Genomic DNA, 13,305 nt, shown 5'->3' on the forward strand with positions numbered 1-13,305 from the left:
CGAGTTATAGCTGTAGGCGCTGGGAAAACTGAGAGGCGGCCCATGGAGGAGATGAAGAAATCCAGTCGCGGTTTCGCGTCTATGGATCCCGAAAAGCAGCGCGCGATTGCGCGCAAAGGCGGGCAGAGCGTTCCTGACGAAAAACGCAGTTTTTCGCAGAACCCTGATCTTGCGGCCCGCGCAGGGCGCAAGGGCGGCCAGAGCGTAAATCCGGCCAAGCGGAGCTTCTCGCGCGACCATGCGCTGGCTTCCGAGGCTGGCCGCAAGGGCGGACACGCCTCGCACGGAGGCGGCGCCCAAAAACGTAGCGCGCCGCTCTAAGAGCGGCGCGAAACTTATGCGGCGAAGGGTTTTGAGCGCTGCGCGATGAGCGAATAGAGCGCGTCGTCGTCGCGCGTCCCCCGCATTGTCGCTACGAGGCCCGGATCCCTCAACATCCTGGCGGCGCAGGCAAGCGCCTTTAGATGGTCGGCGCCCGAACTCTCCGGCGTCAGAATCATAAAAACCAGGTCGACCGGCGCGCCGTCGAGCGAGCCAAAGTCGACGGGCCGGTCAAGCCGGCCGAAGACCCCACAAATTCCCTTTAATTTCGCTAGCTTGCCGTGCGGGATGGCTATGCCTTCGCCAATCCCCGTCGAGCCCAGACGCTCGCGGTGGAGAAGCGCATCGAAAATCTCGCGCGCCGGGAGCCCGCAGATCGTCGCGGCCCTGTCGCTGAGTTCCTGGAGAAGATGCTTTTTCGTCGTCGCCTTCAAAGAGGCGCATACCGAATCCGGCAAAACCAAGTCCGTTGGCCGCATGCGACGATCATCCTGCTTCTCGTTGGAGGTCTAGGGCCGATAGAGGCTTTGACCATCCTTGAAATTTCAACGTCTCGCTACTTTCGCCAAAATCCGGAGGGACATGGGAAAGATGGCAAGATACATGCCGAGAAAGCCGTTATTGTGGCCTCCCTACGACGTTTTTTACGTCGGCGCGCGCGCCGCCGTCAGCGCGCGTCTCCCTCGGACTCGGGCGTGTCGATCCAGCCGATATTCTCGTCGCCGCGCCGATAGACCACATTCACGCGGCCGGTATTGGCGTGCCGAAACACCACGACGGGCGCGCCGGTCAGATCGAGGTCGAGCACCGCCGCCGAAACCGACAGCCGGCGCAATTTCGTGGTCGATTCGGCGATGATCGCCGGGCTGAACTCCGCCGGCGCTTCATTCTCCTGATCTGGGGCCTCGATCACATGATAAGCGACGACCTCAGCCTGAGCGCCGTCGACCGCGCCGGGGCCATGTTCGTGATGGCTTTTGAGGCGGCTTTTGTAACGCCGCAGGCGCTTCTCGATGCGCTCCGCGGCCTGATCGAAAGAGGCGTAGGGCTCCTGCGCGCGGCCGTCGGCCTGCAGCACGATTCCTGAGGCGAGACGCAGGCTGCAGTCTGCCCGATAGCCCGAGCCCTCAGGCGAAATGGTGACGTGACCGGCGACGCGACCGTCAAAATATTTCGCCGCCGCCATCTCCAGCCTCTGCGTCACGTGAACGCGCAGGGCTTCGCCGATGCTGATGTTCTTACCGGAGACCCTGAGAGACATTTTCCAATCCGAACTCTCGTTGCGAGCGAAGTTTCGGCCGCGGAAAGAACGGCCGCGCGCTCGGCGCGCGCCGCCGTTGGACCAACCGCACTATGCGCCATCCGCCCTCGAACGTCCGCCCGAGGCGTCGGCCGATCGCCGACAGTTTGGCCAAAGAGCGGAAATTGCGCGCAGGGTTAGAAGCCCCAGCGCGCGAAGTCAATGGAGTCTTGTTGTGGCGACGCTTGCGCCGCGAGGACGACAGGAAATTAGTGGGCCGCCATACACGCCTGCGCAAGCTTGGCGCGACGACGATCGACCGAGGATGGAATCCGCAGGCTGTCGCGGTATTTTGCGACCGTGCGCCGGGCGATGTCGATATCGCTCGCCTTCAGGCGTTCGACGATGGCGTCGTCCGAGAGAATATCATCTGGCGTCTCGCGATCGATCATCTGCTTGATCCGAAAACGCACCGCCTCGGCTGAATGCGCCGCGCCGCCGCTGGTCGTCGCGATCGAGGCGGAGAAGAAATATTTGAGTTCGAAGACGCCGCGCGGCGTCATCATGTATTTATTCGACGTGACCCGCGACACGGTCGATTCGTGCATGCCGATCGCGTCGGCGACCGTGCGCAGGTTCAGCGGTCGCAGATGTTCGACGCCATGCGTCAGGAAGGCGTCCTGCAAGCGCACGATCTCGGAGGCGACGCGCAGAATGGTGCGGGCCCGCTGCTCGAGGCTCTTGGTCAGCCAGTTGGCGTTCTGCAGACAATTGGAGATGAAGCTCTTGTCCGTGGCGCTCGTGGCGCTCGTGGGCGCGGCGCTGACCTGCGCCGCATAACTGTGGTTGACCAATACCCGCGGCAGCGCGTCGGCGTTGAGTTCGATGTGCCAGCCGCCGTCCGCCGCCGCGCGCACGATTACGTCGGCGACGAGCGGCTGGATCGGCGCCCCGCCGAAGGCCCGGCCCGGCTTGGGCTCCAGCCGGCGCAGCTCCGCCGCCATGTCCACAATGTCTTCGTGGTCGACGCCGCACAGCTTGGCGAGCTGCGCGAAATCGCGGCGCGCGACGAGCGGCAGGTTGGCGACGAACGCCTGCATCGCCGGGTCATAGCGATCGCGCTCCTTGAGTTGGATCGCAAGACACTCCGCCAGATCGCGCGCGCCGACGCCGGAAGGATCGAAGGTTTGGATGATCGCGAGCACGAGCTCGGCTTCCGCCCTGTCGGCGTCGAGGCGCGCGGCGATCTCGCCAAGGTCCTCGCGCAGGTAGCCGCTTTCGTCGATCCCGTCGATGACCGCCTGGCCGATAAGTCGATGACGCGGATCGGGGCAGGCGAGCGCCAGCTGTTCGGCGAGATGCTCGTGGAGATTCTGCCGATCGGCGACATAGGCCTCGAGATTGGGCGCTTCGCCGTCGGCTGACCCGCCGCCGGCGGCGCCCGTCCACGACGTGGCCGAAAGGCCGGCGCCGTCGGGGGCTTCGTCGCGCATCCGGTCGCTGACCGCCGGACCCTCGGCTTCGAATGCGTTGCTCATGTCGGCACCGAGATCGGCGGAGAGCGTGGCGGAATCGACTGCAAGATCCTGGCGCGCCCAGTCGCCCTCCTGAGGCCCTTCAAAGGCGTCATCGGCGCGCGAATCGTCGCCCGGCGGGGAATCCGCCGCCTCAATGCCGCTATCGCCTTCCTGCGTCTCGAGCAGCGGATTGCGCTCGAACTCCTCCTGCAAGAAGGCGGCAAGCTCCACATTCGAGAACTGCAGCAGCTTGATCGCCTGTAGCAGCTGCGGGGTCATCACCAGGGCCTGGCCCTGACGCATCATCAACTTGGTGGAAATCGCCATTTCGCTCGACCACCCGAACGCCATTGTCCGCCTTTCAGCGGCCCGATTTTTGCTTATATCATTTAGATCGAGCGTGTGCAGGGCCAAAAAAGAAGCGCGCCGCCGAGCAAAATGCCCAAGCGTTAATCATTGATGCCGGCAGCGCGCGACGCGCGCGACCGTTAAAAAACGGCGTGGTTACATGCGGAAATCTTCGCCGAGATAAATTCGCCGAACATCCGGATTGGCGACGATTTCCTCAGGCGAGCCTTCGGTCAGCACATGGCCGTCGTAAATGATGTAGGCGCGGTCCGTGAGGCCCAGAGTTTCGCGGACGCTGTGATCGGTGATGAGCACGCCGATGCCGCGCGCCTTCAGATGCCGCACAAGATCCTGGATTCCGCCGACGGCGATGGGATCGATGCCGGCGAAAGGCTCGTCGAGCAGCATGAAGGAAGGATGGCCGGCGAGCGCGCGGGCGATCTCGCAGCGACGCCTTTCGCCGCCCGAGAGCGCCACAGCGGGCGTATGGCGCATCCGGGTGAGGCGGAATTCTTCGAGGAGGGCCTCAAGCTCCGCCTCGCGCTTCTCGGCTGCCGGCTGGGTGATCTCGAGCACGGCGCGGATATTGTCCTCGACCGAAAGACCCCGGAACACCGAGGCCTCCTGCGGCAGATAGCCGATTCCAAGCCGCGCGCGGCGGTACATGGGCAACGGCGTCACGTCGTAGCCGTCGAGCGAAATCATGCCCCTGTCGGGCTTCACCAGCCCCGTGATCATGTAAAAGACGGTGGTTTTGCCGGCGCCGTTCGGGCCCAACAGACCGACCGCCTCGCCGCGCGCGACATGCAGGCTCACGTCTTCCACGACGCGGCGCGATTTGTAGGATTTCGCCAGATTATGGACCGACAGCAGGCCTTCGCCGTCGAATCCGACGGGCTCCTGATAGGCGGCGCGCGGCTCGAAGCGCGCCGATTCGTCCTGTTGAAGCGCCGGCGCGGGTCCCCAGAAGCTTCTGTCGCGCGCCGATTCCTCGGTATCAGCGGCGCTTTGGGCGCCGGCGTCGAGCCACTGGTTTTCGGCGATTTCATCGGGTTTCCGCGACCGCCTGACGCCTTCGGCGAGCCGCGCCAGCGAGCGGCCGGCGGCGCGAAAACGCGTCGAAAGGGCGGAAAAATAGCTCAAGCGCGCCTTGTCCGTCGCTCTGCGTGTCCAGGGTTTCGAAGCGATGCTCCCCGCCGGGGGGCCGGTTGCCACATTAAGGGTGCTCTATCTCATCAGCGCCGCTTCGGGAACATTGGCGCTTCGCCATGCGTCGTTTGGTCAAGCCCACGGGCGCTTCACTGCGGCCAGCTTTTCATAGGCGTCGATCTGGTCGGCTTTTTGGAGCGTCAGACCGATGTCGTCGAGGCCGTTCAGCAGACAATGCTTGCGAAATGGATCGATCTCGAATGTGATCACGCCGCCGTCAGGCCCGCGAATCTCTTGCGCTGCAAGGTCGATGGTCAAAGTGGCGTTGGCGCCCCGGCTGGCGTCGTCCATGAGCTTGTCGAGCTCGGCCTGGCTGACCGCGATCGGCAGAATGCCGTTTTTGAAGCAGTTGTTGTAGAAGATGTCGGCGAAGCTCGTCGAAATGACGCAGCGGACGCCGAAATCGAGCAGCGCCCAGGGCGCATGTTCGCGCGACGAGCCGCAGGCGAAATTGTCGCCGGCGACGAGGATGCTGGCCTTGCGGTAGGCCGGCAGGTTCAGCACGAAATCGGGGTTTTCGGAGCCGTCTTCGCGATAGCGCATCTCCGAAAACAAGCCCTTGCCGAGGCCGGTGCGCTGAATGGTTTTGAGATACTGCTTGGGAATGATCATGTCCGTATCGACGTTCATGATCGGCAGCGGCGCGGCGACGCCGACGAGCTTGACGAATTTTTCCATGTCCCTCGGGCCTGGGGCGACAGCGCCCCGGGGCCCATGTAGCAAATCGGCTGGTCGGCCGCAAAGCGCCGCTCGCTCCGGGTCCGCCCGACCGGTTGCGGGCGTGGCGCCCGCTCTCTCGCGCAGGCGCGCGGGCTTCTGCTAACATGTCAAAAATATGCGCCAAGTTGCTCTTGAAATGATCCTGCAGCATCTGATCCCGCAAAATTACAATTGGCCGGTCGAAGCGGTCGGCTATCTCGCTGCCGCGGCGAGCGTGTTCGTCTATGTGTCGAACACCATGATCCCTTTGCGCATCGGGGCGATCGTCGCCAATGCGCTTTTCGCCTTCTATTTCTTTCTCAAGGGACTCTATCCGCTGTTCGCGCTCAACGCTTTTCTGGTTCCGGTCAATATGCTGCGGCTGCGACAGATGCAGCGCCTCGTCCAGGACATTCGCGCCGCCGCCTCGGAAGATTTCGATTTCGAATGGCTGCGCCCCTACATGAAACCGCTCAAACTCTCGGAAGGCTTCGTCCTGCATCGCAAAGGCGATTTGTCGGAGGAGGCCTATCTGCTGGTGCGCGGCGACATCCATCTGCGCGAGCCGGAAGTGACGCTGAAGCCCGGCGCGCTGTTTGGCGAGATGGGCATGTTCACCAGTGAAAACCGCCGCACCGCCACGGCCGTCGCCGCGACCGACGTCGAACTGCTCTGCGTGCGCTATGACGATCTCTTGCAGCTCGCGGCGCAGAATCCGCAATTCGGCTTTTACCTGATGCGGCTCATGGTTCAGCGCATGCAATACAATGTGGAGCTCGCCCGTTCCGGCAAAGGATGAGCGCATCCCCTCGGGCGTCATGCCCGCGCTTGTCGCGGGCATCCACGCCCACGTATCGGCTATGCTCGAAACGCTGTAATACCTTTCGCCCGATAAAGATCGCTCAGCGTCAGGACGTGGATGGCCGGGTCAAGCCCGGCCATGACGGAAACGAGAGGCGTCAGAAAATTATAATGTCGCAAAAAATCTACCCCGTCCCGGCCGACTGGAAGAAGAACGCGCGCATCGACGAAGAGAGCTACCGCCGGCTCTATGAGCGTTCAATCAAAGACCCGGACGGGTTCTGGGCCGAGCAGGCGCAGCGCATCGACTGGATCACGCCCTTCTCAAAAGTGAAGCGCACCAGCTTCGACACGCATAATGTCTCGATCCGCTGGTTCGAGGACGGCACCACCAATGTCGCGATGAATTGCATCGACCGGCATCTGCCAGCGCGCGCCAACAAGACCGCGATCATCTGGGAAGGCGACGATCCCTCCGTGTCGCGCCACATCACTTACGCCGAGCTGCATGAGGAAGTCTGCCGCTTCGCCAATGTGCTCAAGAAGCACGGCGTCAAGAAGGGCGACCGCGTCACCATCTATCTGCCGATGATTCCGGAGGCCGCTTTCGCCATGCTCGCCTGCGCGCGCATCGGCGCCATTCACTCGGTGGTCTTTGGCGGCTTCTCGCCCGATTCGCTTGCCGGCCGCATCGCCGACGCTGAATCGAACGTCATCATCACTGCCGATGAAGGCCTGCGCGGCGGCAAGAAAATTCCGCTCAAAGCCAATGTCGACGCGGCGCTCGACAAGGTGTCCGCGAAAACGGTCATCGTCATCACGCGCACCGGCGCCGATGTCGATATGCAGCCCGGCCGCGACTTCCGCTATGAGGAAGAAGCGGCGCGCGTTTCCGCCGATTGTCCCTATGCGGAGATGGACGCGGAAGATCCGCTGTTCATCCTCTATACGTCGGGCTCGACCGGCAAGCCGAAGGGCGCGCTGCATACGACCGGCGGCTATCTCGTCTATACGTCGCTCACCCATGAGCTCGTCTTCGACTATCGCGAAGGCGACGTCTATTGGTGCACGGCGGATGTCGGCTGGGTGACCGGCCACAGCTATATCGTCTACGGCTCGCTCGCCAATGGCGCGACGACGCTGATGTTCGAAGGCGTGCCGAATTATCCGAGCGTGTCCCGCTTCTGGGAGATCGTCGACAAACACAAGGTCAATATTTTTTACACGGCGCCGACCGCCATTCGCGCGCTGATGGCGGCGGGCGAGGCTCCCGTTAAAAAGACCAGCCGCAAGTCGCTGCGCTTGCTTGGCTCCGTCGGCGAGCCGATCAATCCGGAAGCCTGGGAATGGTATCACCGAATCGTCGGCGAAGGGCGTTGCCCGATCGTCGACACATGGTGGCAGACGGAGACAGGCGGCGTGCTGATCTCGCCGCTGCCCGGCGCCATCGATTTGAAGCCAGGTTCGGCGACGCGGCCGTTCTTCGGCGTCGTTCCCGAAATCGTCGATCCGCTCGGCAATGTTCTTGAAGGCCAATGCGAAGGCCTGCTCGTCATCGCCGATTCATGGCCGGGGCAGATGCGCACCGTCCATGGCGATCACGAACGTTTCGCGCAGACCTATTTCTCCGCTTTTCCGGGCAAATATTTCACCGGCGACGGCGCCAAGCGCGACGCCGACGGCGATTACTGGATCACCGGCCGCGTCGACGACGTCATCAATGTCTCGGGCCATCGCCTCGGCACGGCGGAAGTCGAAAGCGCGCTCGTCGCGCATGAGAAAGTTTCGGAAGCGGCCGTCGTCGGCTATCCGCACGACATCAAAGGGCAGGGCATTTATGCCTTCGTCACGCTCAATCAGGGCGTGACGCCGAGCGAACATCTGCGCAAGGAGCTGGTGCATTGGGTGCGCCACGAGATCGGGCCGATCGCGACGCCCGACATCGTGCAATTCGCGCCGGGATTGCCTAAGACGCGTTCGGGCAAGATCATGCGGCGCATCTTGCGCAAGATTGCGGAGGGCGAGTTCGGGGCGCTCGGAGACACGTCGACGCTCGCCGACCCGGGGGTTGTGGAGGAGTTGGTAAGCGAGAGGCCGGGAAGATAACGTGAGACGAGAAACCCAACATCAAAATCGTCGCTCGATGCTAATAACGGACATGCGTCGCGTTAAGCATTGAGCCCTCTCCTATGGGAACGTTCGAGCTGCTCTGCATCCTAGGAGATGCTACTTGGATAGGTTGGCCAAGGGAATTTTCATCGAGACCATCAAGCCCTCAGGCCTCCATCTGTAGCCAAGCTCGCCTTCGAATTGGCTGACGATTGTCGACTGCGACAATCGTGTGCCGAAACCGCTGCTTTCCGGCGGTCGTGCGATCTTGGGCCCGCCACGCTCCGACCAACACAGGACGAGTTGCTCCCCTTCAGCGGACCAAGAAAGCTCCACCACGCCTTCTTCTGATTTGAGAGCGCCGTATTTTGCCGCATTGGTCGCAAATTCGTGCAACACCAGCGCAAGGCCATTTGTGGCGCGCTGGCCCAACAAGATTCGCGGACCTTCCGCGACGAAGTGGCTTCGCGTGTCAGGCGGCGCATGCGGCTGCATGATCTTGGCGACCAGTTCCGCGAGGTCGACCATTTCGGCCTGAGCTTTGTTTGCGAAGCTACGGCGCACCAAAGCATCGGCTTCCGCCAACGCATCCAGGCGGCCCGAAACCATCTTTGACATCTCTGCCGGAGTCTTCGCGGCCTTCTCGCTGACCCGCACAATGCCTGTAGTGAGCGCGAAGAGATTCTTCACGCGATGGCTCATCTCGCTCGTCAGCCTTTCCTGCTGCTCCAAAGCTTCCTTAAGCCGCCGTTCCGAATTCAGCATTCGCAACGCAATTCCTACAAACCCTGCAAGCTCAGTCATCACACGAGCGTGGCCACTGTCGAAATGACCTTCCTTGTCGGAAACAATCCAAAGCGTTCCTAGCGGCTCCTTGCCGCCAAGATAAAGCGGCACTAGCAACACTTCGGGCACGACAATGCCGGCATCCGAGATCCAGTCATACACGCGCTCCGGATGCGACGATAACACCGGCGCGTTGCGATCGAGCGTGACGCCGCAGGGGCTAAAATTTCGTGGCGTTGTAGCGTCCTCGAACGGCGCCAGCCGCCCGCGCAGATAGCGCCATCGAAATACGCCCGGGGCGGGATCTGGCTCGTAAAGGCTGAGTCCGGCCGATACGCCTCCGGTCATTTCCATAGCCAGGTCGACAAACCGAGGCAGAACCTCCGCCGGATGGTCGGCCATGCGTCCGGCGAGATCTTGAAGCGCCAGCTTTTCTCGAAGCGAGTCAGTCTCCTTCGGAGCGCGGCGATCCAACTCCTCGGTGATGAAGACGTCCGAAATAGCCGAATCTTGCCGCCGTTCCAGCTTCATCGTCAGCCTCGAGGTCGCGCTATTCTACATCGAGTCTCACGATCGTAAATCGAAATGCAGGACGAGCGGCGCTCGATCAATCTACCTGGTTTGGTCCTCAGGAAAACGCGACAGCTCGCCCGTCCAAATACATTTTCAGGCCAGAACAGATTCGCACGTTGCTCAGGACAAGTTGCGCAAATAGCCCTCGACTCGCGTCAACAATAGAGCGCAGCGTAGGATCGTGGCCTCGCTGTCGCCCGTAAATCGGCGATCAAGCACAACAAATTCCCGGATGACGCAGCCAACGGGAAATTGCCGCCAACTGAGGTCAATGTGATACCACTCGTCGTCGACTAATAGACCATTCCAGAAATGGGTTTCTTCGCTTTCGCCCGTCCAGACTTTACCCTTGATGATCTCGGCTGCGGGATAATAGTGCTGCACCACCCGGCAGGTTGGATAGCATTGACCCAACGCGGGATTGCCGACTTGCTCAACCGCTCCACAAGCAGTTTGCCTGTCCCAGGACGCTTCCAGTGCTTCGCGAAGGCGTAGCATGAAATTCTGGTCGAGCTTTACCATCTCATGCGTCAATCCATAAAGGCTATCGCGAAGGCGACAGATCGAAAGCCCGTCAGATGGGCGCATTCGCGACCGGAATGTCGAAATGTAGAACTTCCTCTCGGATCCCCATCTTTTCATAGAGCGCGATGGCCGGATCATCGCCGTAGTCCGCCTGCACGAACAATATGTCAGCGCGGCGCTCGGCGGCGATGTCCTGCAAAGATTCGATCAGCGCCGTCGCTACGCCGCGGCGACGATGGCGATCGTCCACGGCGAGATCATAGATGTAGATTTCACTGCGCCGGCTCTCCAATTTTTCCAGTTCGTACGCCACGAGCCCGCCGATGGCCGCGCCGTCTTGCACGGCGACGCTGACAATGACGTGCTCTTTGGCAAGCAACGTCTTCAAATAATCATCGCTCGGCGGACATGCTCGATAGGCGGCAGGGTCCTCGAAAGCTCTTGCGAACAGCTCGTTTAGCTCGCGCATCCACTGAGCGTTTGCGGGACGAAGTCGATGAACTACATAGGTGGTCATGCCAATTGGGCTCCCCATGGCGCAGCCCGGCTATGTTATAAAGCGCGCGAAGCCGACCGAGACCGCTCTGTAACCTGTCCAGCGATTGGCGAAAAATCGCCATTCATTGGCGCCCTTCCGCCTGTTCCGCCGCCCTGTCGCGCCTCATTTACTTCCTCAGAGAATAGGACCAGGAGATGCAGCGCTTTCTTGTCATCCTCGTCGGGCTGATCGCGGCTGCCCCCGCACGCGCGGATTCCGACGTGGAGCATGCGCGATATTCCGTGGTCGCCTCGTCAGGGACCATCGAGATACGCGATTACGCGCCGCAGATCGTCGCAGAGACGACGGTCGCCGGCGAGCGCGGCGCAGCCATCAGCGCAGGCTTTCGCCGCCTCGCCGGTTACATTTTCGGCGACAATTCCCCGCAGCAAAAAATCGCCATGACCGCCCCCGTCGGACAGGAGCCGGAGGGCGGCGACTGGAAAGTGCGTTTCACCATGCCCGCCGAATACAGCATGGCGAACCTGCCGAAACCCAACAGCGCTGAAGTCAAACTCGCCGCCGCGCCCGCAAAACGCATGGCGGCCATTCGCTTCTCCGGACTCGCCGGCGACGACGCCCTCGCCGAAAACAAGGCGAAGCTCCTGGATTATCTGAAGCGCCAGGGGATATCGCCCAAGGGCGAGCCGCAATACGCCTTCTACGATCCGCCTTGGACGCTGCCCTGGAACCGGCGCAACGAAGTCTTGGTTGAAATCGCCCGCGAGTAAGCGCGACTTGGCGTCGCTCGCGGCCAACGTATCGATGGCGTCTAGGCGAACTGGCGAAGAGTCGCCTACTTCTTATCGAAAAGCGCCAGCGCTTCCGGCGCCAGCACGCCGCCAGTGATCTCGACTGTCAAAAACGGCGCGGCTTCGGCCACGGCTCTGCTCGTGATCATGATCTGGCCGAGTCGTTTCGATAATTGCTCGATCGAGGCGGCGTAGACCACGCGTCCGATTCCGCACCAGACGATCGCGCCCATGCACATCGGGCAAGGCTCGCCCGATGTATAAAGTGTCGCGCCTTTGAGCTCCTTCGCCGGATTGTCGGCGACAAAGCGGCGAATCGCCACCATCTCGCCATGCGCCGTCGGATCATGGTTCGTCACGCCGAGATTGCGTCCCGTCGAGACGACTTTGTCCTCGCGCACGATCGCCGCGCCAAAGGGAAAATCGCCCTTGGCGGCTTCCGCGATCGCAATCTGCATGAATTTCTCGTCTTCCGGGCGAACCGGCGAGCGCTTCGCATGGGCTTGGGCGGGCGAAGCGCCAGTCGCCGCGGCAAGACCGCCGGCCATTGTCGCCAGGGCGGCGCGCCGGTCGAAATGATCGGCGCCGCAACCGCATGTCTTTCGGCTCATCTCTCGCCTCGGCCCGCTCTTCGACTTGGGGGCGCCAAACTTGACACGGCGAACCGGGCAATGCCACTCGCGGCGGCGCAATTAGAATGAGCGAGGCGGTTACGAATGGCGAAAGCTTTCATTTTTCCGGGCCAGGGGTCTCAAGCGGTCGGCATGGGCAAGGCGCTGTTCGACGCCTTTGAGCCGTCGCGCGCGGTATTCGCCGAGATTGACGATGCGCTGTCGCAGCCGCTCTCGAAACTGATGTTCGAGGGCCCCGAATCCGAACTGACACTCACCGCCAACGCCCAGCCGGCGCTGATGGCGGTGTCGCTCGCCGCGATTCGCGCGCTCGAAGCCGAATGCGGGCTCGATCTTACGCGCGACGCGGCCTTCGTCGCCGGACATTCGCTCGGCGAATATTCCGCTCTCGCGGCCGCCGGCGCGCTGACGATCTCCGACACGGCGCGCCTCCTGCGCATTCGCGGCGACGCCATGCAGAAAGCGGTCCCTGTCGGAGAGGGCGCCATGGCGGCGCTGCTCGGCGCCGATCTCGATCAGGCGCGCGCCATTGCTGGGGAGGCGGCGACGGCCGCGAACGGCGTCTGCCAAGTCGCCAATGACAATGGCGGCGGCCAGGTGGTGATTTCGGGCGCCAAGGGGGCCGTCGAGAAGGCGATCGAGCTCGCCAAAGACAAGGGAATCAAGCGGGCGGTGCTGCTGCCGGTCTCCGCGCCCTTCCATTGCGCGTTGATGCAGCCCGCCGCCGACGCCATGCGCGAGGCGCTCGCCGTAGCGGCGATCAGCGCCCCGCGCGTTGCGGTCGTCGCCAATGTGACGGCGCAGCCGACGCAGGACCCGGAAGCGATTCGCCGCCTACTCGTCGAGCAGGTCACGGGAGCCGTGCGCTGGCGCGAATGCGTGGCCTTTATGGCCGATCACGGGGTCACGAAATTTGTCGAATGCGGGTCGGGCAAGGTTCTCGCGGGCCTGTTGAAGCGTATCGCGCCGCAGGCCGCCGGCATATCGATCGGCGCGCCGGCCGATTTCGACGCCTATCGCGCCTTCGCATAAAGACGCGGCAAGCGAGCCAAAGAAAAGGCCCGGTCGCGAGGACCGGGCCCGTTCTCTCGACCGTAAGGCCGATCGGTAGGATTAGTACTTGGCCAACACCGGCGCCGGAGAGCCGAAGTTGAAGTGGTAGTTGATGCCCGCGCGGATCGTGTGGAAGCGCGTGCGGTTGTTGGTGCTGTTGAGGCCCCAACCCGGGTTGAACGCCCACAGCCAGTTGTTGTTG

General features: G+C 62.4%; 14 protein-coding genes and 1 pseudogene. 5 read left to right on the forward strand and 10 right to left on the reverse strand.

Annotation, left to right across the window (positions count from 1 at the left end; translation table 11 throughout):
• Window positions 1-42 precede the first annotated feature (42 nt).
• The gene (locus tag QZ964_RS13725; protein WP_138167253.1) at window positions 43-321 is read left to right on the forward strand and encodes a general stress protein; all 279 of its coding nucleotides are present in this window, start codon (window positions 43-45) and stop codon (window positions 319-321) included.
• Between the two features lie 14 nt (window positions 322-335).
• On the opposite strand, the gene QZ964_RS13730 is transcribed toward QZ964_RS13725, so the two are convergent.
• The 5 genes from QZ964_RS13730 to leuD all read right to left on the reverse strand — a co-directional run bounded on the left by QZ964_RS13730 (window position 336) and on the right by leuD (window position 5,313).
• Window positions 336-800, reverse strand: coding sequence for a PTS sugar transporter subunit IIA (locus tag QZ964_RS13730; protein ID WP_292532212.1), 465 nt, complete (start codon window positions 798-800; stop codon window positions 336-338).
• Between the two features lie 188 nt (window positions 801-988).
• Window positions 989-1,582, reverse strand: coding sequence for a ribosome-associated translation inhibitor RaiA (gene raiA, locus QZ964_RS13735; protein ID WP_292532213.1), 594 nt, complete (start codon window positions 1,580-1,582; stop codon window positions 989-991).
• Between the two features lie 248 nt (window positions 1,583-1,830).
• A complete protein-coding gene (gene rpoN, locus QZ964_RS13740) occupies window positions 1,831-3,405 on the reverse strand; it encodes an RNA polymerase factor sigma-54 (protein WP_292532214.1) in 1,575 nt (524 codons plus the stop codon).
• Between the two features lie 177 nt (window positions 3,406-3,582).
• Complete coding sequence (lptB, locus tag QZ964_RS13745) at window positions 3,583-4,569, reverse strand: LPS export ABC transporter ATP-binding protein (RefSeq protein WP_292532215.1); 987 nt, start codon at window positions 4,567-4,569, stop codon at window positions 3,583-3,585.
• A 138-nt stretch (window positions 4,570-4,707) separates the two neighbouring features.
• Window positions 4,708-5,313: a 3-isopropylmalate dehydratase small subunit gene (gene leuD / locus QZ964_RS13750; protein ID WP_292532216.1), complete on the reverse strand. Its 606-nt coding sequence runs from the start codon at window positions 5,311-5,313 to the stop codon at window positions 4,708-4,710.
• 178 nt (window positions 5,314-5,491) lie between these two features.
• Here leuD and QZ964_RS13755 point away from each other — a divergent pair, with 178 nt between their 5' ends.
• Window positions 5,492-6,133, forward strand: a complete 642-nt coding sequence (locus QZ964_RS13755; RefSeq protein WP_292532217.1) for a Crp/Fnr family transcriptional regulator — start codon at window positions 5,492-5,494, stop codon at window positions 6,131-6,133.
• A 173-nt stretch (window positions 6,134-6,306) separates the two neighbouring features.
• Window positions 6,307-8,241, forward strand: a complete 1,935-nt coding sequence (gene acs / locus QZ964_RS13760) for an acetate--CoA ligase (RefSeq protein ID WP_292532218.1) — start codon at window positions 6,307-6,309, stop codon at window positions 8,239-8,241.
• A 120-nt stretch (window positions 8,242-8,361) separates the two neighbouring features.
• Here acs and QZ964_RS13765 read toward each other — a convergent pair whose 3' ends face one another.
• The 3 genes from QZ964_RS13765 to QZ964_RS13775 all read right to left on the reverse strand — a co-directional run bounded on the left by QZ964_RS13765 (window position 8,362) and on the right by QZ964_RS13775 (window position 10,645).
• On the reverse strand, window positions 8,362-9,561 hold the full coding sequence (locus QZ964_RS13765) for an HWE histidine kinase domain-containing protein (RefSeq protein ID WP_292532219.1): 1,200 nt from the start codon (window positions 9,559-9,561) through the stop codon (window positions 8,362-8,364).
• A gap of 162 nt (window positions 9,562-9,723) precedes the next feature.
• The gene (locus tag QZ964_RS13770; protein WP_292532220.1) at window positions 9,724-10,125 is read right to left on the reverse strand and encodes a hypothetical protein; all 402 of its coding nucleotides are present in this window, start codon (window positions 10,123-10,125) and stop codon (window positions 9,724-9,726) included.
• Window positions 10,126-10,177: 52 nt separating this feature from the next.
• Complete coding sequence (locus QZ964_RS13775; protein WP_292532221.1) at window positions 10,178-10,645, reverse strand: AAC(3)-I family aminoglycoside N-acetyltransferase; 468 nt, start codon at window positions 10,643-10,645, stop codon at window positions 10,178-10,180.
• Window positions 10,646-10,821: 176 nt separating this feature from the next.
• Between QZ964_RS13775 and QZ964_RS13780 the strand changes: the two genes are divergently transcribed.
• On the forward strand, window positions 10,822-11,397 hold the full coding sequence (locus QZ964_RS13780; RefSeq protein WP_292532222.1) for a heme-binding protein: 576 nt from the start codon (window positions 10,822-10,824) through the stop codon (window positions 11,395-11,397).
• A 65-nt stretch (window positions 11,398-11,462) separates the two neighbouring features.
• Here QZ964_RS13780 and QZ964_RS13785 read toward each other — a convergent pair whose 3' ends face one another.
• Window positions 11,463-12,029 carry a nucleoside deaminase gene (locus tag QZ964_RS13785; RefSeq protein WP_292532223.1) on the reverse strand — a complete coding sequence of 189 codons (567 nt, stop codon included), beginning with the start codon at window positions 12,027-12,029 and terminating at the stop codon, window positions 11,463-11,465.
• Window positions 12,030-12,134: 105 nt separating this feature from the next.
• Here QZ964_RS13785 and fabD point away from each other — a divergent pair, with 105 nt between their 5' ends.
• On the forward strand, window positions 12,135-13,082 hold the full coding sequence (fabD, locus tag QZ964_RS13790) for an ACP S-malonyltransferase (protein ID WP_292532224.1): 948 nt from the start codon (window positions 12,135-12,137) through the stop codon (window positions 13,080-13,082).
• 81 nt (window positions 13,083-13,163) lie between these two features.
• On the opposite strand, the pseudogene QZ964_RS13795 reads toward fabD, so the two are convergent.
• A pseudogene (locus QZ964_RS13795) lies at window positions 13,164-13,305 on the reverse strand (porin family protein); the annotation flags it as partial.

The organism is Methylocystis sp. (assembly GCF_021731785.1).
GTDB lineage: Bacteria > Pseudomonadota > Alphaproteobacteria > Rhizobiales > Beijerinckiaceae > Methylocystis.

Coding starts and splice junctions, on each gene's coding strand:
- QZ964_RS13725 (WP_138167253.1), top strand. CDS start 43: ATGGAGGAGATGAAGAAATCCAGTCGCGGTTTCGCGTCTATGGATCCC.
- QZ964_RS13730 (WP_292532212.1), bottom strand. CDS start 800: ATGCGGCCAACGGACTTGGTTTTGCCGGATTCGGTATGCGCCTCTTTG.
- raiA (WP_292532213.1), bottom strand. CDS start 1,582: ATGTCTCTCAGGGTCTCCGGTAAGAACATCAGCATCGGCGAAGCCCTG.
- rpoN (WP_292532214.1), bottom strand. CDS start 3,405: ATGGCGATTTCCACCAAGTTGATGATGCGTCAGGGCCAGGCCCTGGTG.
- leuD (WP_292532216.1), bottom strand. CDS start 5,313: ATGGAAAAATTCGTCAAGCTCGTCGGCGTCGCCGCGCCGCTGCCGATC.
- QZ964_RS13755 (WP_292532217.1), top strand. CDS start 5,492: ATGATCCTGCAGCATCTGATCCCGCAAAATTACAATTGGCCGGTCGAA.
- acs (WP_292532218.1), top strand. CDS start 6,307: ATGTCGCAAAAAATCTACCCCGTCCCGGCCGACTGGAAGAAGAACGCG.
- QZ964_RS13765 (WP_292532219.1), bottom strand. CDS start 9,561: ATGAAGCTGGAACGGCGGCAAGATTCGGCTATTTCGGACGTCTTCATC.
- QZ964_RS13770 (WP_292532220.1), bottom strand. CDS start 10,125: ATGGTAAAGCTCGACCAGAATTTCATGCTACGCCTTCGCGAAGCACTG.
- QZ964_RS13775 (WP_292532221.1), bottom strand. CDS start 10,645: ATGACCACCTATGTAGTTCATCGACTTCGTCCCGCAAACGCTCAGTGG.
- QZ964_RS13780 (WP_292532222.1), top strand. CDS start 10,822: ATGCAGCGCTTTCTTGTCATCCTCGTCGGGCTGATCGCGGCTGCCCCC.
- QZ964_RS13785 (WP_292532223.1), bottom strand. CDS start 12,029: ATGAGCCGAAAGACATGCGGTTGCGGCGCCGATCATTTCGACCGGCGC.
- fabD (WP_292532224.1), top strand. CDS start 12,135: ATGGCGAAAGCTTTCATTTTTCCGGGCCAGGGGTCTCAAGCGGTCGGC.